Origin of the sequence: Bradyrhizobium sp. 191, assembly GCF_023100985.1 — a bacterium.
Lineage (GTDB): Bacteria > Pseudomonadota > Alphaproteobacteria > Rhizobiales > Xanthobacteraceae > Bradyrhizobium > Bradyrhizobium diversitatis.
On record NZ_CP064692.1, the window covers coordinates 4,071,241 to 4,088,661 of the forward strand.

Annotated in this window: 18 protein-coding genes and 1 pseudogene; 11 read left to right on the forward strand and 8 right to left on the reverse strand. The window is 64.8% G+C overall.

Annotated elements, in window-relative coordinates:
* Positions 1 to 3 precede the first annotated feature (3 nt).
* Positions 4 to 252 (reverse strand): nuclear transport factor 2 family protein, encoded by a 249-nt coding sequence (locus IVB23_RS18940; protein WP_247804657.1) that lies wholly within the window; start codon positions 250 to 252, stop codon positions 4 to 6.
* A 161-nt stretch (positions 253 to 413) separates the two neighbouring features.
* Positions 414 to 1,016, reverse strand: coding sequence for an NAD(P)-binding domain-containing protein (locus tag IVB23_RS18945; protein WP_247804659.1), 603 nt, complete (start codon positions 1,014 to 1,016; stop codon positions 414 to 416).
* A gap of 125 nt (positions 1,017 to 1,141) precedes the next feature.
* Between IVB23_RS18945 and IVB23_RS18950 the strand changes: the two genes are divergently transcribed.
* The 5 genes from IVB23_RS18950 (at position 1,142) to IVB23_RS18970 (ending at position 5,966) form a co-directional block, all read left to right on the forward strand.
* Positions 1,142 to 2,071, forward strand: a complete 930-nt coding sequence (locus IVB23_RS18950) for a LysR family transcriptional regulator (protein ID WP_247804660.1) — start codon at positions 1,142 to 1,144, stop codon at positions 2,069 to 2,071.
* A 226-nt stretch (positions 2,072 to 2,297) separates the two neighbouring features.
* Positions 2,298 to 3,299, forward strand: coding sequence for an NrtA/SsuA/CpmA family ABC transporter substrate-binding protein (locus tag IVB23_RS18955; RefSeq protein ID WP_247804662.1), 1,002 nt, complete (start codon positions 2,298 to 2,300; stop codon positions 3,297 to 3,299).
* A complete protein-coding gene (locus tag IVB23_RS18960) occupies positions 3,296 to 4,075 on the forward strand; it encodes an ABC transporter permease (RefSeq protein ID WP_061882627.1) in 780 nt (259 codons plus the stop codon). The genes IVB23_RS18955 and IVB23_RS18960 overlap by 4 nt, the downstream gene beginning before the upstream one ends.
* Positions 4,063 to 4,941 carry an ABC transporter ATP-binding protein gene (locus tag IVB23_RS18965; RefSeq protein ID WP_082822244.1) on the forward strand — a complete coding sequence of 293 codons (879 nt, stop codon included), beginning with the start codon at positions 4,063 to 4,065 and terminating at the stop codon, positions 4,939 to 4,941. Before IVB23_RS18960 ends, IVB23_RS18965 begins: the two co-directional genes overlap by 13 nt.
* 299 nt (positions 4,942 to 5,240) lie before the next feature.
* Positions 5,241 to 5,966: a Crp/Fnr family transcriptional regulator gene (locus IVB23_RS18970; protein ID WP_247804667.1), complete on the forward strand. Its 726-nt coding sequence runs from the start codon at positions 5,241 to 5,243 to the stop codon at positions 5,964 to 5,966.
* Between the two features lie 176 nt (positions 5,967 to 6,142).
* On the opposite strand, the gene atzF is transcribed toward IVB23_RS18970, so the two are convergent.
* Complete coding sequence (atzF, locus tag IVB23_RS18975) at positions 6,143 to 7,522, reverse strand: allophanate hydrolase (protein WP_247804668.1); 1,380 nt, start codon at positions 7,520 to 7,522, stop codon at positions 6,143 to 6,145.
* Positions 7,523 to 7,634: 112 nt separating this feature from the next.
* Positions 7,635 to 8,852: a citrate synthase family protein gene (locus tag IVB23_RS18980; RefSeq protein WP_247804669.1), complete on the reverse strand. Its 1,218-nt coding sequence runs from the start codon at positions 8,850 to 8,852 to the stop codon at positions 7,635 to 7,637.
* A gap of 77 nt (positions 8,853 to 8,929) precedes the next feature.
* Here IVB23_RS18980 and IVB23_RS18985 point away from each other — a divergent pair.
* Positions 8,930 to 10,025: pseudogene (locus IVB23_RS18985) on the forward strand (citrate synthase/methylcitrate synthase).
* Positions 10,026 to 10,185: 160 nt separating this feature from the next.
* The gene (locus IVB23_RS18990) at positions 10,186 to 10,422 is read left to right on the forward strand and encodes a hypothetical protein (protein WP_061882632.1); all 237 of its coding nucleotides are present in this window, start codon (positions 10,186 to 10,188) and stop codon (positions 10,420 to 10,422) included.
* A gap of 56 nt (positions 10,423 to 10,478) precedes the next feature.
* Here IVB23_RS18990 and IVB23_RS18995 read toward each other — a convergent pair whose 3' ends face one another.
* On the reverse strand, positions 10,479 to 11,111 hold the full coding sequence (locus IVB23_RS18995) for a DnaJ domain-containing protein (protein ID WP_061882633.1): 633 nt from the start codon (positions 11,109 to 11,111) through the stop codon (positions 10,479 to 10,481).
* 104 nt (positions 11,112 to 11,215) lie between these two features.
* Between IVB23_RS18995 and IVB23_RS19000 the strand changes: the two genes are divergently transcribed.
* Positions 11,216 to 11,485, forward strand: coding sequence for a BolA family protein (locus IVB23_RS19000; RefSeq protein ID WP_061882723.1), 270 nt, complete (start codon positions 11,216 to 11,218; stop codon positions 11,483 to 11,485).
* Positions 11,486 to 11,593: 108 nt separating this feature from the next.
* Here the strand turns inward: IVB23_RS19000 and IVB23_RS19005 are convergent, their stop codons facing one another.
* The 3 genes from IVB23_RS19005 to IVB23_RS19015 all read right to left on the reverse strand — a co-directional run bounded on the left by IVB23_RS19005 (position 11,594) and on the right by IVB23_RS19015 (position 14,779).
* Entirely contained in the window at positions 11,594 to 12,946 is a 1,353-nt protein-coding gene (locus IVB23_RS19005; protein WP_197969529.1) for a hemolysin family protein, read from the reverse strand.
* A 67-nt stretch (positions 12,947 to 13,013) separates the two neighbouring features.
* Positions 13,014 to 14,156, reverse strand: coding sequence for a 3-dehydroquinate synthase (gene aroB, locus IVB23_RS19010; protein WP_247804670.1), 1,143 nt, complete (start codon positions 14,154 to 14,156; stop codon positions 13,014 to 13,016).
* Positions 14,153 to 14,779, reverse strand: coding sequence for a shikimate kinase (locus IVB23_RS19015; protein WP_061882636.1), 627 nt, complete (start codon positions 14,777 to 14,779; stop codon positions 14,153 to 14,155). The genes aroB and IVB23_RS19015 overlap by 4 nt, the downstream gene beginning before the upstream one ends.
* A 210-nt stretch (positions 14,780 to 14,989) precedes the next feature.
* Between IVB23_RS19015 and IVB23_RS19020 the strand changes: the two genes are divergently transcribed.
* From IVB23_RS19020 to IVB23_RS19030, 3 genes are all read left to right on the forward strand, one after another.
* Entirely contained in the window at positions 14,990 to 15,136 is a 147-nt protein-coding gene (locus IVB23_RS19020) for a hypothetical protein (protein ID WP_035669499.1), read from the forward strand.
* Between the two features lie 17 nt (positions 15,137 to 15,153).
* Positions 15,154 to 16,113, forward strand: coding sequence for a site-specific tyrosine recombinase XerD (xerD, locus tag IVB23_RS19025; RefSeq protein WP_247804672.1), 960 nt, complete (start codon positions 15,154 to 15,156; stop codon positions 16,111 to 16,113).
* A 290-nt stretch (positions 16,114 to 16,403) separates the two neighbouring features.
* Entirely contained in the window at positions 16,404 to 17,366 is a 963-nt protein-coding gene (locus tag IVB23_RS19030; protein ID WP_247804673.1) for an acetyl-CoA carboxylase carboxyltransferase subunit alpha, read from the forward strand.
* Positions 17,367 to 17,421: the final 55 nt, after the last annotated feature.

Genomic DNA, 17,421 nt, shown 5'->3' on the forward strand with positions numbered 1-17,421 from the left:
CTCTCACTGCGGATTGAGCAACACCCACAGCCGCGAGATTTTACCGTCTTGGACTTCGGCAATGTCGGCTCCGGTCACGGCGACGGGCCCCTGCTCGGGTCCTGCGTGCCAGGCCAAACGCGCCAAGCCATGATGCCCGACCGCGACCCCATCGGGTACGAACCTGAATGTTGGCCCGAACTGCTCCAGAAGCTCTCCGGCGACGCGCGATATCTCTAGGCGTCCCCGAACGATCTTCGTCGGCTCGTACATCACGGGCTCTTCAACGAACAACTCGGCAATGGCGGTCCGCCGCTTGTCCTCGTCCCGCTCACGCGCTCCAAATTGGCCCGTAGAAGTTGGTCGAAATCGATATCATTGGTGGTCATCTCGCAGCCTTCCTCATCTCGTTGGAGAATATCCTCGTCGAACCATCAGCCGAACTTGACCAGGTTCAGCGCCGGAAGCGGACCGCCCGGAAACTGGGTCAGCCTGGCTCCGACCGCGAGCGAACCGAGATCGATGCCAAAGAATCCGAGCCGGTCGATCAGCGCGCCGACACTTGCCTTCGCATCAGCGTCGTCGCCTGAGTAGAACAGCACGCGCTTGCCGCCGTCGCTCGCCGGGTCTGTTGCGAGAAGCTGCGCCAAGAGATGATTGAACGCCTTCACCACCCGCGCGCCGGGCACCAGATCGGCGAAAACTTCGGACGAGGCGCGACCACGGAGCTCTGCCGGCTTGAACAGCGGCGCCTCGATCGGGTTGTTGGCGTCGACGACGATGCGCCCGGCGAATGGCGGCAGGCCGGCAAGGGCATCAGGCAGCTTCGACCAATTGACCGCGACGAACACGATATCCTTAGCGGCGGCTTCCTCGCGGGTGCCGGCGATCACGAGCGGACCGATCTCGGCCACGGTCGTCCTAAGACTGTCCGGGCCGCGGCTGTTGGACAGGGTCACGGCGATGCCGTTGCGCGCCAGCGCCTGGGCAATTGCGCGGCCAATATTGCCTGCGCCGATGATGCCGATGGTGGACATTGAGATGCTCCGAGCTGTTTAGGATCAGGCGAGCTGATCGGTGGCCCAGAGATGATCCAAACATTGCCCTTTGATTAGGACGGTATTGCTCGTAAGATTTTCAACGATCACTTGCAAATGAGCCCATGGAAACGCTGGCCAACCTGGAATCATTCATTCGCAGCGCTGAGTGCGGCAGCTTCTCGGAGGCTGGCCGACGTCTTTCGCTGACTCCGGCAGCCGTCAGCCGCAACGTCGCCATGCTGGAGCGCAATCTCGGCGTGCGATTATTTCATCGTTCAACACGGAGATTGACGCTCACCGAGGCCGGGGAGACGTTTCGCACAGCCATCGCCGGTCATCTTGAGGGATTGCAGGCCGCAATCGCCGGAGCATCGACCGGACGCGAGGAGCCGGCGGGCGTTCTCAAGATAAGCCTGCCGCCGACATTCGGCACAGCCCATATCCTGCCGTTGCTTCCGGGCTTCCTGGCCCGTTACCCGCAGGTCCGCCCTGAGTGGCACTTCGAGAACCGTCAGGTCGATCTGGTCGGTGAAGGCTATGACGCGGCGATCGGAGGTGGGTTTGAATTGTTGCCCGGTCTTGTCAGTCGCACCCTTGCGCCAGCACACATCATCGCCGTGGCGTCTCCGGTCTACATGTCCGAGCGAACATCACCGACCAAGCCGGACGAACTGGCCGCACTGGATGGCATCGTCATGCGCTCGCTGCAGACGGGACGCATCCGGCACTGGTCGATGCGCGATGTTTCGGGGCGGGAGGTTCAAGCCCCACTATCCGAGTCGATCGTGGTCAACGATCCCGCTGCGATGCGCGAGGCGGCACTGTTGGGCCTGGGCGTTGCCATGCTTGCCACCGCCGACATTCTTCCCGCGCTCGAAAACGGGTCGCTGCTGCGCCTGGTGCCACGCTGGTACTGTGACGCAGGCGCAATCTCGATTTACCACGCATCGCGCAAGCTTGTGCCCGCGAAGACGAGAGCCTTCGTGGACTGGGTTGCCGACGCATTCAAGAAAAACAGGCTCGCCGAACGGTTCGCCGGAAGCCTGAGCTAGCACGACCGGCAAAGTATTCCAGGCTTTGGACCGCACGGCGCACAAGAGGCGGGCAAACAGGGCTCTCCGTTGCCCAAATTGCGATCCGCTGCGGATCCGCGATGCGCAAATGCTCGTCAGCGGGACACGTTGTCGATTAATTGCTTCACGACGCATTGCCTTCGGATGACCCTCCTCCCATCACGGGCTGGCCGTTGTGGCCGCCGACATGACCGGAGGTGGTTGCATGCGCTCGAAAATAGCTCTTCGCATGGTCTCGTTTGCGATCTCGGCCTGTGCGGGCATCTTGAATCCGGCTTCCCAGGCCAAAGCCGAAGAGGTCCTGAAGGCACGGCTTGCGCAGAACCTCGCACCGATCTCGGGCCTTGCGATTGTCGCCAAGGCGAACGGCCTCTTCGGCAAGCAGGGACTCGATATCTCGGTCTCGAATTTCACCAGCGGAAAGCAGTGCCTCGACACGGTAATGGGAGGAGGAGCGGATATCGCGACGACCGCCGAAGCTCCGGTAACGGCGGCCGCGATGGCCCAGCAGCCGATCGCGTTCGTCGCCGGCATGGAGTACTCGGATCTGAAGACGATGACGGCCGCGTCCGCCGCAATCAGGACCAAAGCGGATCTGCGCGGCAAACGCATCGGCTTCACAGCCGGCACGGGGAGCGAGGTCTACACCTCGGTTCTGCTGAAGGCGGCGGGATTGACCGCCAAGGACGTCACGCTCGTCAACCTTCGCCCCCAGGAGATGCTTCCCGCACTGGCGGCGGGAAGCATCGACGCGTTCGACACCTGGGAGCCGCACGTGGCCAATGCAAAGAAGGCGCTCGGCGAGGGGGCCGTCCTGCTCGATACCAAGGGTCTCTACTCGGAGACCTTCAACATCGTCGTGACGCGGCCCTATCTCGAGGCAAACCCGGCAATCGTCAGCAAATTCCTGGCTGCTCTCATCGAAGCGGAAGGCTGGGTCAAGGCTCATCCGAACGAAGCGATCGACATCGTCGCTGCCGCAACCGGCATGAAGCGCGACGAGCTGGCGCCGATCTGGTCGGATTACGTCTATCACGTTCGCCTCGACGACAAGCTACTCGAGACGCTGAAGACGCACGCGGCTTGGCGGCTCGCGACCGGCAATCACCCGCCGGGAGCGGGAATGCCGGATTTCTCGAAGGTCATTGCGGCGGCGCCGCTGAAAGCGCTTGATCCCGCACGTGTGACACTGTCGGCCAATCCATGAGCACCGGCGGGCACAACCGTGCGACGACGGCCGGACGCCTGAGCGTGCTTGTCGGCGCGCTCTCCGTGCCGGCTTTCGTCGGCGTATGGGAATTGATCGCGCGCTCGCGGATCGTCAACGCGGTGCTCTTCCCGCCGCCGTCGACGGTCGCTGTCGCCGTGCTCGACTGGATCCACAGCGGCCAGTTTTTCGGCGACCTTTCGGCGAGCCTATTCCGCGTCACCGTGGGTTTCCTGATCGGGACGGCGGGCGGGATCATGCTCGGCGTGCTGACGGGCCGGTTCCGGCTGGTCTCGAGCCTGCTCTCGCCGTTGTTTCATATCCTTCGCCCGATCCCCCCGATCGCCTTCGTGCCCATCGTGATCCTCTGGTTTGGCTTGTCGGAGGCCGGCAAACTCTTTCTGGTCGTCTGGGGGGTGTTCTTCACGGTATGGCTCGCGACCCATATCGGCGTTCAGAAGGTCGACCGCGGCCTCGTTCGCGCCGCGCTGATGCTCGGCACGCCACGTCGGCAGATGCTCTCGGAGATCATCCTGCTGGGGGCGCTTCCCTACATCGTTGTCGGCCTGCGCACCGCCGTCAGCATCTCCTTTTACACGCTCGTGGCCGCCGAGCTGGCGGGCGCGTTCGCCGGCATCGTCTACCGGATCGAGATTGCGCAACAGAACATGCAAACCGGACAGGTCATGGGAGGCTTGGCGGCGCTCGGACTGCTCTCCTTCGTCGCCGATCGTTCCTTCGCGGCCATTGCCGAGCGTGCCGTATGGTGGCGATGATGTACAACCCGCTTCGACCGACACCGCCGCTCCGGCTCGTGGATGCTGCGCCGGAGCCTTCATCGACAGCGCCGGAAGCGATCATCCGGGTCGAGGATTTGAGCATCGTCTTCGATGTGCCGCGCGGCGAGGTCATTGCGGTGGACCGGGTGTCGCTGGCCGTGATGCCGGGTGAATTCGTCTCGCTGGTTGGCCCGTCGGGCTGCGGCAAGTCTACACTCTTGAATGCGATGGCGGGCCTCGAACGGCCGTTCGAAGGCGAGGTCATGGTGGCCGGCAAGCCGATGCTGTCACCTCGCCCGGATATCGGGATGGTCTTCCAGCAACCGCATCTGTTCCCCTGGAAATCGGTGCGCCGTAACATCGCTCACGGACCGCGCGCGCTCGGCAAGTCGAAAACGGAGGCGCTTCGGATCGCCGACGACCTGATCGACATGATCGGGCTGACAAAATTCGCGAACGCCTATCCGCATACGCTTTCAGGCGGCATGCAGCAGCGGGTGGCGATTGCTCGCGCCCTCGCGAACCAGCCGCGTGTGCTGCTCATGGACGAACCCTTCGGTGCTTTGGACGCGCAGACCCGGGCCGTGATGCAGGATAACCTGCTCGAACTGCGCGACCGGATCAACGCCACGATCGTTTTCGTCACGCATGACATTGACGAGGCCATCCTCCTGTCGGATCGCGTGCTGATCATGAGCGCCGGGCCGGGCCGCATCCTGCGGGATCTTTCCGTGGGCCTGCCGCGCCCGCGTTCCAGCGCTATTCTGACCGACCCCGCCTATCTCGCGCTCAAGCGGGATTGCCTCGACCTGATCCGGACCGAAGGCCGCAAGGCGTTCGAGCAAATGGAAGCGGTGACTTAACGTGCGATGAGACTAGGTTCGGCTGGCCGTCCGCGGGTCACCTCTCCCCGGCGGCGGGGCTATTGCATATGAGCAGTACATTTTTGGGCACGATAGTCTCCACATCGTCATGGCCGGGCTTGTCCCGGCCATGACGACCTCTGGTGAAGGCTGATATGCGATTACCTTGCCTCAGCGGGGAGAGGTGATTCGAGCTCTGGGCGCGTGTCGGCTCAACCAAAATTCATCGCGCTTTTAGCCGCAGCGAAGGCTGGCATAGCTCTTGAATGGATCTGCTCCAGCCACGAGGGAGCGGACAGATGTCAGCGGCAACTCTCAAGACGACAGCCGGGATCATGCTGGCGGAGTCGGATGCTCTGGTCAGATCGCTGCCAGGCTTGCTCGACCCTCTGAGCGAGGCCGACCGGCACCGTGTGCTGGCAATCGGTCGCCACGAGGTCCTGGACACCGGCAAGCACATCTGGCGCCAGGGAGACACGCAGAACGGCATATACCTGATCGAGTCCGGCCGGATCCGCAGCTATTACGCAGCACCTTCGGGGCGTGAGGTGACGCTCGCCTACTGGTTCGCCGGCAATTTCGTCGGCGGCCCCGACCTCTTCGGCACCGGAGCGCATATGTGGTCTTCGGTTGCCATCGAGCGCAGCCGGCTCCTGTTTCTGCCTGGCCCCGCGCTGCGCGGGCTTGCGCTTCAGTCGGCGACCATCGCGGTGGCGCTGCTGGATGCGCTGGCCTTCAAGGCAAGGTGCTACTCGGCCATGGCGCAAATGCTCGGCACACGATCGGTGACCGAGCGGTTGCAGCGTCTCTTGATCTTTCTCTCGAATATCTACGGCTCGCAGCACGGTCGCGAGATCGTGCTCGGCATTCCTTTCACCCATGGCGATCTCGCCAACCTGATCGGAGCGACACGACAATGGGTGACGGTGCAGCTCTCTCGCATGCAGGCGAGAGGCATCATCCGCTACGACAGGGGCCTGATCGTCATTCTGAATTTGCGCGCGCTCGACCTCGAAATCGTCTAAGGCGCGATGTCACCTCTCCCGCTTGCGGGAGAGGTCGGCGCGAAGCGCCGGGTGAGGGCTTTCTCCTCTTGGGGATTGTCCTATTGCCGAAGCACCCTCTCCCCAACCCTCTCCCGCAAGCGGGAGAGGGAGCGCACCTCCGTCGTCGCAGCGATCAATCCTCATTTCATCGCGCTCTAACCGGCGGTGCGCGAATAGACGTTCAGCCCGAACAGGGCGTCGCCATCGCCCCGCTGCCATCGCGAGGCGAAGTCCAGGAGGGCGTGGTCGTGCCATGCGGGTGCCAGCAGGGTGACGCCCATCGGCATGCCGCTGGTGAGCGTCGCATTGGGAAGCGCCACCGCACACAGATCCAGCAGATTGGCGGAATAGGAGTAGTGACCAAGACGCGTATTGAGCGCGATGGGGTCTGTCAGCATTTCCGCAATGGTGAAAGGTCGCGGTGCAGTCGGCACGACCAGGACGTCGATCTGCTTGAACAGAAGCTGGACCTGCCGCCGCAACTTCGCGAGACGATGTTGCGCCGCAAATGCGTCAGCCGCCGAAAATTGCGCCGCAGAATGCAGGACTTTGCGCGTCACCTCCAGCAAATCTCCATGATCGACGTCAAAAAGCCTGCTGACCGCCGCGTATCGTTCGGCGATCCACGGTCCCGAGAAGAGCATTTCGCCGGCCTCGGCGAAAGGTGTGAAGTCTATCTCGAGGGCCTCGCCTCCCAGTCCCGCCAGTCTCCCGCAAGCCTGTTCGTAGAGCGCGTCGCATTCGGGCAGCCCGAATGAATTGAGCTGCGGGGCGGAAATGCGTCCGAAGCGGAATTCGTTCGGGATGGCGGATGACGGGCCGCGCGCTTCGCGGCTGTAGGGATCCTCTTCGTCGAAGCCCTCGATGAGCTCCAGCAGCAATTTGCCCTCGGTTACGGAATTGCAGAAGATCGACGGACAATCGAGCGTGGGGCAGTTCGGAACGAGCCCGCGGGATGAGACAAGCCCGATCGTCGGTTTGATTCCGACGATGCCGTTGAAACCTGCCGGCACCCGGCCTGAGCCGCCGGTGTCGGTGCCAAGTGAAAAGGCAACGTGTCCGGCCGCCACGGCGACGGCCGAGCCCGAGCTCGATCCGCCCGAGATATAGCGATCATCGGCGGCGCTTGGGCAGACGCCGTGAGGTGACCGGGCGCCAGACAGCCCGGTTGCGAATTGATCCAGATTGGTCTTGCCGAGACAGATTGCGCCGGCCGCGGCGAGGCGCTCGACGCACCGGGCCGATCGCTCCGCAACATAGGCGAAGGGCGGACAGGCCGCCGAGGTCGGCATGCCCTCGACGTCGATGTTGTCCTTCACGCCGAAAGGCACACCGAGCAGAGGCAGCAATTCGCCCTGCGCGCCGCGCCGTGCGAGAGCCTCGACCTCCGCCAGCGCCTCTTCCATGGGCTTCACATGGATCCAGCAATTGCGGTGTCGGTCGCGTTCGATGCGCTCGTATGCCATTGCGATCGCCGAACTCAGTTCGGCCGAGGTGCGAAGGGGGCGGCGAGTTAGGGCGGCGGCTTGCAACACAAATGGCTCCCGAGAAGATCGAAGGTGCTGCAAGCGTGCCCGGAGGTGGACGGGACGGAAAGCAATTAAGCGCTTCTGCTGCCGCCGTGAACCGGATCGCAAATGGAAGCGATCACGAACTCCCCGCCCTCCGTCCCGGCGCAGGCCCGACATACCTAGCCCGCGGCCTGATCAGCTTGCCGAACTGCAACTGCTCGCTCGCGTGCGCGATCCAGCCGACGCTGCGGGCCATGGCGAACAGAGCGAGCTCGCTGCCGGCGGGCAGGCGCAGCGCGTGCACGAGGACTGCGAGCGCATAGTCGATGTTGACGAACTCGCCGGTGGCTTCCGCGATGCGCTCCGGCACCTCGCGGGTGAATTTGCGCGGCGCGCCGGCGCGCGACAATGCGTTCAGCAGCGATTGCGCGCGGGGATCGCCGCGCTTGTAGACGCCGTGGCCGAAGCCGGCAAAACGCTCGCCGAGCGCGACGCGCTCGCGCACCATCGGCTCGACGTCGCGGTCGACCAGCGCTTTCACAAGCTGCGAGGCCAGCACGCCGGCCCCGCCATGCTTCGGCCCTTTCAGCGCCGCGAGCCCGGCGATGACGGAATCGTAGAGATTGAGACCGGTCGAGGCAGCGCAACGCGCGGTGAAGGTCGAGGCGTTCAGCTCGTGATCGGCGAGCAGAACCAGCGCGCGGCGGATCAGATCCGGCGCATGCTTGTTGTCCGCCGCCCAGGCCTTGGCGATCTGCTGGTGCAACGGCTCGGCCGACGGCTCGGCGTTGAGCATGGTCCCGACCAGCAGGCGGACGATGCGCGCGCCGACCATGGCGCGGCCATCGGGCGCGCGGGTGAAGGCGCGGGGATCGGCGCTCGCGGCCAGCGCCAGCACGGCGATGGCGCGGTCGATCGGCGCCGCCCGACGCGCGGCCGCCGCGATCGCGCGCATCTCCTCGGATATCTCCGGCTGATTGTCCGGATCGAACGGATCGACGCCGGAGACATCCCAGAGCAGCGTCGCCGTGTGCTCCAGCGTGTCGCTCTCGGAAAGATCGACGCAATTGACGCCGCGATAGATCGCGCCCTCCTCGGTGATGGTCGAGATCTCCGTGTCCATCACCGGCAGGTCGGCATCGAAGCTGCGCAGCCCGCGCGGCTCCGGCGACGGTACGCGGCGCTCCTTCAGCGCCCGGACATCCTCGGCGCGGTAGCGGTTCTTGCGCGAATCCGGCGTCGGCTCGGATCGGATCAGGCCACGGCTGACATACGCGTAGAGGGTGGCCGGAGAGATCGCGAGCTCGGCGGCGGCTTCCCGGGCGGAGAGGTACAGCCCATCGGAATTTTTCATATTGATTTACGTAATCAAGATTGATCAATCTGTCGAGTGGCCCGACCTTGCCGGCGTGAAATGAAAGGAGACAGGCCATGAACATTCATCTGACCAAGAGCCAGATCGGGCTGGACGGCGTCCCCGCGGCCGAAACCGTGCTGAGCCATGTCGATGGCGAGCGCGGCGAGCTGATCATCGCCGGCGAGCATGTCGGCAGCCTCGCCGCCAAATCGAGTTTCGAAGGCGTCACCGCCCGGCTCTGGAACGGCGCCAGCAAGACCACGCTCAGCGAAGCCAATGTGCGGGCAAGCCTCGGCACTGCGCGCGAGCGCGCCTTCGCGCGGCTGCCCGACCTTTTGCCGGCGACGCGCGGCATGGGCACAGTCGACGGGTTTCGCGCAGCCGTCGCCGCGCTTCGCGCCGAGCACGGGCTCGAACATGAAGCGACCATCGTCGGCGCGTTCCCGGTGATCGCGGGCGCGCTGGTCCGCCGCGCCAAGGGGCTCGAGCCGGTCGCGCCCGATCCCGGCGTGAGCCACGCTGCCGACACGTTGCGCATGCTGCACGGGCGCGCGCCCGCAACGCGCGAGGTCACCGCGCTCGATGCGTATCTCGTCACCGTTTGCGACCACGGCATGAATGCCTCGACCTTCACGACGCGCGTGGTGGCCTCGACGCAAGCCGATCTGTTCGCCGCCGTGACCGCGGGCTATTGCGCGCTCACCGGTCCCCTGCATGGCGGCGCACCGGAGCCGGTGCTGGAAATGCTGGATGCGATCGGCTCGCGTGAACGGATCAAGCCGTGGGTCGACGCGGCGCTTTCGCGCGGCGAGCGGATGATGGGCTTCGGTCACCGGCGTCTATCGCGTGCGCGACCCGCGCGCCGACGTCCTGAAGACCGCGATCGAGGCGCTGGCGTCCAACGGCGCCGACCTGCCCTTCGCCGGCGAGGTCGAGGCCTATATCCGCAGCGCGCTCCGCAGGAAGAATCCGGAGCGACCGCTGGAGACGAATGTGGAGTTCTTCACTGCGATCCTGCTCGACGCGCTCGCGATTCCAAGGCAGGCCTTCACGCCGATCTTCGCGGTGGCACGCGCCGCGGGGTGGACCGCACACGCGCGCGAGCAGCAGCGGACGGGACGGTTGATCCGGCCGAGTTCGTCCTACGTGGGGGCGATGCCTGCAGATTAGACGCAAGCACGATATCCGGGCTCGTCAGAGTTGATTTTCTCCGGGCCTTTTCGAGCACGCGACGGAAGGACTCAGCGGCCAGCGGGAACAAAGACGCTGGCCGCGCATTCATGCTCGCCCCTACGAATGTCTTCAGGGGCAGTCACGAAAAGGAATGGTAATGAAGAAGCTCTCCTACGCCCTCGCTGCCGGAACGCTGTTCGCTCTGTCGTCACTCGCGGTGCCAGCCCATGCGCTGCCGGCGCATCCCATCCCAAACGCTTCAGTGCCGGGGGACGTCGTGAACGCACGCTATCATTACGTTCCGAGAAGGGTCTGCACCGTACGCACCGTGGTCACGCGCGGCTATCATGGACGCCGCGTCGTCAAGCGCGTCCGTGTCTGTCGGACAAGGTAACGACGAAGGTGCCGTCCGCTTCCGGGCGGGCGGCATCCAAACCAGGCGCGGAGGCCCTACGCCTCCCGCACGACCGTCTTCAGATAATTATACGCCTTGATGATCTCGATCAGGCGATCTTCGGTGGAGCGGTCGCCGCCATTGGCATCGGGGTGGTGCTGCTTGACCAGCGCCTTGTACTTGGTCTTGACGTCGGCGAGCGTCGCGCTGGGGCCGAGGCCCATGACCTGGAGCGCCTTGCGCTCGGCGTTCATCACCTTGCGCGTCTCGGCCTTCGGCTGGGCGTCCGGGCCCTTCCGCCAGCTCGCGCGGCCGTTGATCTCGCTGAACATGCTGAACGGGTCAGACGCCATGTCGATCTCGGCTTCCGCACCCTTCTTGCCGCCATTGGCGCCCATCTTCCAGGTCGGCCGGTGACCGGTCAGCGCATCCTTCTGGTAGCGCGCGACGGCGTCGGCGTTCATGCCGGAAAAGAAATTGTAGTTCTGGTTGTACTCGCGCACGTGGTCGAGGCAGAAGTGCCAGTATTCGCGCTGGTTCTCACGGCCCTTCGGCGCGCGGTGGCTGCCCTTGTTCTGGCAGCCGGTCCATTCGCAGGCGACCACGCTGTCGCGCGGCTTCGCTTCCGCCTGCTTGCCGCGCGGCTTGACGCGGATGGAGTCGAAGAACTTTGATGAATCGATCGGCATGGCTGACTTTGACTACGCAATGCAAAAACCTTCAAGTCTTGACATTGCAATTAGCGTGAGGCCCGGGAGTTGACGGGTCGCGGTCGCGTCCCTTAATGGCACTCATGGTCATGAAAGACACTATCAGCAACAAGTTGCAGGAAGCTTTCACGCCGGAAAGCCTGCGGGTCGTCGACGAGTCACACTTGCATGAGGGCCACGCCGGCCATCAGCCGGGCGGCGAGACGCACTTTCGGGTGTATATCGTGTCTGCCGCCTTCAAAGGGAAGAGCCGGGTCGACCGCCATCGCATGATAAATTCGGCGCTCGCCGCGGAACTCTCCGGCGGCGTGCACGCGCTCGCGATCCAGGCGCAGGCGCCGGGGGAAGGCTAGCTCCGTCATTCCGGGGCGGCTCAAAGAGCCGAACCCGGAATCTCGAGATTCCGGGTTCGATGCTCCGCATCGCCCCGGAATGACGATGCTGGTGCAACGTGAGCAAAACTAAAACGACGTTCCGGCCCGTCTCGGCTTGGTCTCCTCCAGCTCACCCTCGCGTGCCACCGGCGAAATACGGAGCGCGGTGATGCGGTTGCGCTCGCGGCGGAGGACGCGGAAGCGGAAGCCGTGGAAGGTAAAACTCTGGCCGCGGTCGGGGATCGAGCGTGCTTCGTGAATGACGAGGCCGGCGACCGTCGTTGCCTCTTCATCGGGCAGGTGCCAGTCCAGCGCGCGGTTGAGATCGCGGATCGGCACGGAGCCGTCGACCACGACGGAGCCGTCGGGCTGACGGCGGACGCCGGCGACCACCACGTCGTGCTCGTCGGAGATATCGCCGACGATCTCCTCCAGAATGTCTTCCAGCGTCACGAGGCCTTCGACCTCGCCATACTCGTCGACGACGAGAGCGAAATGGGTCTTGCGACGGCGGAACGCTTTGAGCTGCTGGGATATCGGCCGCATTTCCGGCACGAACCAGGGCGGCAGCATGATGGTGGTGACGTCGATGCGCGAGGTATCGCCCTCCGACGCGCGGATGGCCCGCAACAGATCCTTGGCGTGCAGGATGCCGATGATGTTCTCCGACTTGTCGCGCCACAGCGGAATGCGGGTGTATTCGGTGGCCAGCACCTCGCGCACCAGCTCGTCCGGCGGCAGATCGGCATTGATCATCACCATAGCGGTGCGATGAACCATCACGTCAGACACGGTCAGCTCGCCAAGGCGGAAGACGTTGTGAATGTATTCGGCCTCGCCGCTCTCGATCTTGCCGTGCACGGCCGATTCCTCGACCAGGCCCTCGATCTCGGAATCCGTCAGGATCTCGTGCTGCGAAAACTCCTGGACCCCGATCAGACGCAGGATCCCGCTCGAAGCCGCGTTGAGACACCAGCTCAACGGATAGAACACCAGGTAGGAGACATGCAGCGGATAGGCGATCCACTGCGACACCGGCATCGGCTCCCTGATCGCAAGCGTTTTCGGCACCTGCTCGCCGATGATGATGTGCAGCGAGGAGAAAACCAGAAAACCCGCCACGAACGAGACGAAGTGCAGCGTGGCCTCCGACAGACCGAGCGGCTGGAGGATCGGACTCAGCAGCGCCGACACGGTCGGCTCACCGATCCAGCCGAGACCGAGCGAGGCCATGGTGATGCCGAGCTGGCAGCAGGCGAGATAGGATTCGATGTTTCCCATCATCGTCTGCAGCAGGCGGGCGCCGAAGCGATTCTGCTCGACCATGGCCTTGACGCGAAAGCCGCGGCTCTTCACCAGCGCGAATTCCGCAGCCACGTAAAACGCATTGGCGGCGAGCAGGAGGACCGCCAGCAGCAGATTGATCGAGATCGAACTCATGTTTGCCTCGCGACCGCCTCGGCATTCCCGGCCGTTTCGCGGACGGCCGGCCTGAACGGTCCCGCCATCACTGCGACAGTTTCGACTGCAGGAAATCGCGCACCAAGGTCGGCTCGACGTCCTTGGCGATCACCGCGCGTCCCACGGCCTCCAGCAGGATGAACGTGAGCTTGCCGCGCTTGACCTTCTTGTCCTGCGCCATCAGCGCCATCAGCGCATCGGCATCGGCAAGTCCTTCCTGCGCGAAACCGGCGATGTCCTGCAGGCGCGTCGGCAGGCCGGCCTCGATCAGGTGCCGTTCGACGCGCATCGCATCGGCCTCGCCGATCATGCCGAGCCTGGCCGAGAACTGCGCCGCCAGCGTCATGCCGATCGCGACGCCCTCGCCGTGGAACAGACGGTCGGAGAAGCCGGTCGCCGCTTCCAGCGCATGACCGAAGGTGTGGCCGAGATTGAGCAGCGCGCGCTCGCCGGTCTCGCGCTCGTCGCGGGAGACGACGCCCGCCTTGGCGCGGCACGAGGTCGCGATCGCGTGCTCGCGCGCGGAGCCGCCCTTGAAGATGTCGGAATGGTTCTTTTCCAGCCAGGTGAAGAAGGCCTCGTCGCCGAGCACGCCATATTTGGCGACCTCGGCATAGCCGGCGCGGAACTGGCGCGGCGACAGCGTGTCGAGCACGGCGGTGTCGGCGATGACCAGCACCGGCTGGTGGAAGGCCCCTAACAGGTTCTTGCCCTGCGGCGAGTTGATGCCGGTCTTGCCGCCGACGGATGAATCGACCTGCGCGAGAAGCGAGGTCGGCACCTGCACGAAATCGACGCCGCGGCGCAGGATCGCCGCGGCAAAGCCGGCGAGATCGCCGACGACGCCGCCGCCGAGTGCGATGACGAGATCGTTGCGCTCGATTCTGGCGGCGATCAGGGCTTCGCTGACCTTTTCGAGGCCCGCATAGGTCTTGGAGATTTCGCCTTCCTCGACGACGATCCGCGAGGTCAGAATGTTGCTTGCGGCAAGCGATGCTTCGGCCGCCTCGAACCAGTATTTCGCGACGGTGCGGTCGGTCACGATGGCCGTGCGCACGCCCGGCCGCAAGGCTGCGACCCGTTCCCCAAGCGAAGACAGCACGCCGCGGCCGATGACGATGTCATAGGCGCGGTCGCCGAGCGCGACGTCGACCTTGACTGGATCGGAATGTTTCAACGGCGCAGTCATCGTACGGCACTCGCAACGTCGGCAGGTGGTTGGGCGGCCTGTCCGCCGCAGAGATGGGCGTGCAGCGCCTCGATGCACTCCTCGACGATCCGGTCGTGCGGCACGTCGCGCGAGGCGATGGTGAGGTCGGCATTGGCATAGACCGGCTCGCGCTGGGCGAGAAGGCGCGTCACGGTTCCTTCGGGATCGGCGGTCTGAAGCAGCGGACGGTCGGCACGGCGCCGCACGCGGCGCATGATGACGTCATGGTCCGCCTTCAGCCAGATCGAGATGGCCTTCGCCGCGATGCGCGCGCGCGTCTCCTCGCGCATGAAAGCGCCGCCACCGGTCGCCAGCACGATCGGCCCGCCCTCGAGCAGGCGCGCGATCACGCGGGCCTCGCCGTCGCGAAAATAGGGCTCGCCATGGGTCGCAAAGATTTCCGGGATGGTCATGCCCGCGTGGGCCACCTCTATTTCGACATCGGCATCGAGAAATCGCAGGCCAAGCCGCGCCGCCAACCGCCGGCCGATGGTGGACTTGCCCACCCCCATCATGCCGACCAGCACGATCGAGCGCGCGCCGAGGGCCGACAGGATGTCGGCCTCAGGGGTCGCTTGTGCTGGCACCGCGGCGTCGGACATTGTCTCGCTCGATTGGATCTCGCTCGAACTGCCGCCGGGGGCGGCAGGCTTTGGCCACCTATACGATCCCATGGGGGCCCTCGCCAGAGGACTCTTGCCACGAAACGGCGAACATGTTGGATGATTCCATTGGTTAATTTGGCTGCCAAGACCTACCAAGAGCCCTACTCAAGACCCCTATCCAAGTCCTCTGCCCGAGACCCCAGAACGATGCCCAGCCTGTTCCGCTTCCTGACGGTCGTCGCCGTGATCGCCGGCATCGTCTATGGCGTGGTGTTCGCGCTGGCGAACTTCGTCAATCCCAAGCCACGGGAAATGACGGTGACGATCCCGCCGGATAAATTTCTCAAGAAATAGGCGCTAGCCTCAGAGGCATGCCCACCAAGCCCTCAGACGCCAAGCTCATCGGCCTGTTCCTCGACATGCTCGCGGCGGAACAGGGCGCGGGGCCCAATACGCTCGATGCCTATCGCCGCGACCTCACCGATTTCTCGGATTTCCTAGGCCGCGTCGGCCACAATTTTGTGGACGCGGAAACGCAGACGCTGCGCGACTATCTCGCCGATCTCGACATCCGCGGCTTCAAATCCACCAGCGTCGCCCGCCGCCTGTCGGCGATGCGGCATCTCTACCGCTTCCTCCTCAACGAGCGCATCCGCGGTGATGATCCGGCCGCGATCCTGTCCGGCCCCAAGCGCGGCCGCGGCCTGCCCAAGGTGCTGTCGATCGCGGATGTCGACCGCATGCTCCGCCGCGCCAAGGAGTTGAGCGAGGCGGAAGAGGCCTCGCCGGCGAAACGGCTGCGCGCTCTCAGGCTCTATTGCCTGCTCGAGGTGCTCTACGCCACGGGCCTGCGCGTCTCCGAACTGGTGGCGCTGCCGCGCTCGGCGGCCAAGCGCGACGCCCGCATGATCGTGGTGCGCGGCAAGGGCAACAAGGAGCGCCTGGTGCCGCTCAACGAGGCCTCGCGGCAGGCGATGGCGGATTACCTTGCCGCGACGGAGGCCGCGAAGACCGAGAAGAAGAAAGACAGCCTCGCCGCCTCGAAATGGCTGTTTCCTTCCTTCGGCGAGAGCGGACATCTGACGCGGCAGCATTTCGCCCGCGATCTGAAGGAGCTCGCGGTCGCCTCCGGCCTGCAGGCCCGGCTGGTCTCCCCGCACGTGCTGCGCCACGCCTTTGCCAGCCACCTCCTGCACAACGGCGCCGATCTGCGCATCGTGCAGACGCTGCTCGGCCATACCGACATCTCCACCACGCAGATCTACACCCATGTGGTCGAGGAACGGCTGAAGAGCCTGGTGCGCGACCTGCACCCGCTGGCGGAGAAGTAGACGGGTCTCGTGCCCCGGACGGGGCTGTCGTAGCCCGGATGAGCGAAGCGACATCCGGGATTGTGCCCAAGGCACGACCTGCCCCGGATATCGCTTCGCTCATCCGGGCTACGGCGACCCCATGAACCGCCTTGACTTCGGCCGCATCTCCGCAGAAAGAGCCGGGGCCTCACCGATTGATTTGGCTGGCGCCACACGAGCGCACAAGCCAAACCATTGAAGACGCTACACTTCCTTTCGCAACCCTAAGCTCGCTTCGCTCCAAGGCCCCGTCCCCCTATATTGAGTTGATGCAAGACCAGATGCGCAGCTATCTCGACTTCGAAAAGCCCGTCGCCGAGCTCGACTCCAAGGTCGATGAATTGCGGGCGCTCGCGGCGTCCGGCACCGACATCAGCGACGAGATCGGGCGGATCGAGGACAAGGCGGCGCAGGCGCTGGCCGACCTCTATCAGAACCTGACGCCGTGGCAGAAGACGCTGGTCGCGCGGCATCCGCAGCGGCCGCATTTCAACGACTTCATCAAGGGCCTGATCACCGAATTCACCCCGCTCGCCGGCGACCGCAAGTTCGGCGAGGACGAGGCGCTGGTCGCCGGCTTCGGCCGCTTCCGCGGCGAGCCGATCTGCGTGATGGGCCAGGAGAAGGGCGATTCCACCGACAGCCGTATCAGGCACAATTTCGGCATGGCGCGGCCCGAAGGCTATCGCAAATGCGTGCGGCTGATGGAGATGGCCGAGCGCTTCGGCCTGCCCGTGCTGTCGCTCGCCGATTCCGCGGGCGCCTATCCCGGCATCGGCGCCGAGGAGCGCGGCCAGGCCGAGGCGATCGCACGCTCGACCGACGCCTGCCTGGCGCTGACCGTGCCGAACGTCGCCATCATCACCGGCGAGGGCATGTCGGGCGGCGCCATCGCCATCACCACCGCCAACAAGGTCCTGATGCTGGAGCACGCGATCTACAGCGTGATCTCGCCGGAGGCGGCGTCCTCCATCCTCTGGCGCGACGGCACCAAGGCGCAGGAAGCCGCCAACAACATGAAGATCACCGCCCAGGACATGCTCCGCTTCGGCGTGATCGACCAGATCCTGAAGGAGCCGGTCGGCGGCGCCCATCGCGACCCCGCGGCCATGATCGCCACCACGGGCGAAGCCATCGCCAAGGCCTTCGACGAGCTCCGGGACCTCGACGCCGACGCCATCCGCAAGCAGCGGCGGCAGAAATTCCTCGAGATCGGCCGGAAACTGGGCTGATTCGCCCGTTTTAGCGCCGCAACGGCGGTGCGCTCCCTCCCCCCGCCTGCGGGGG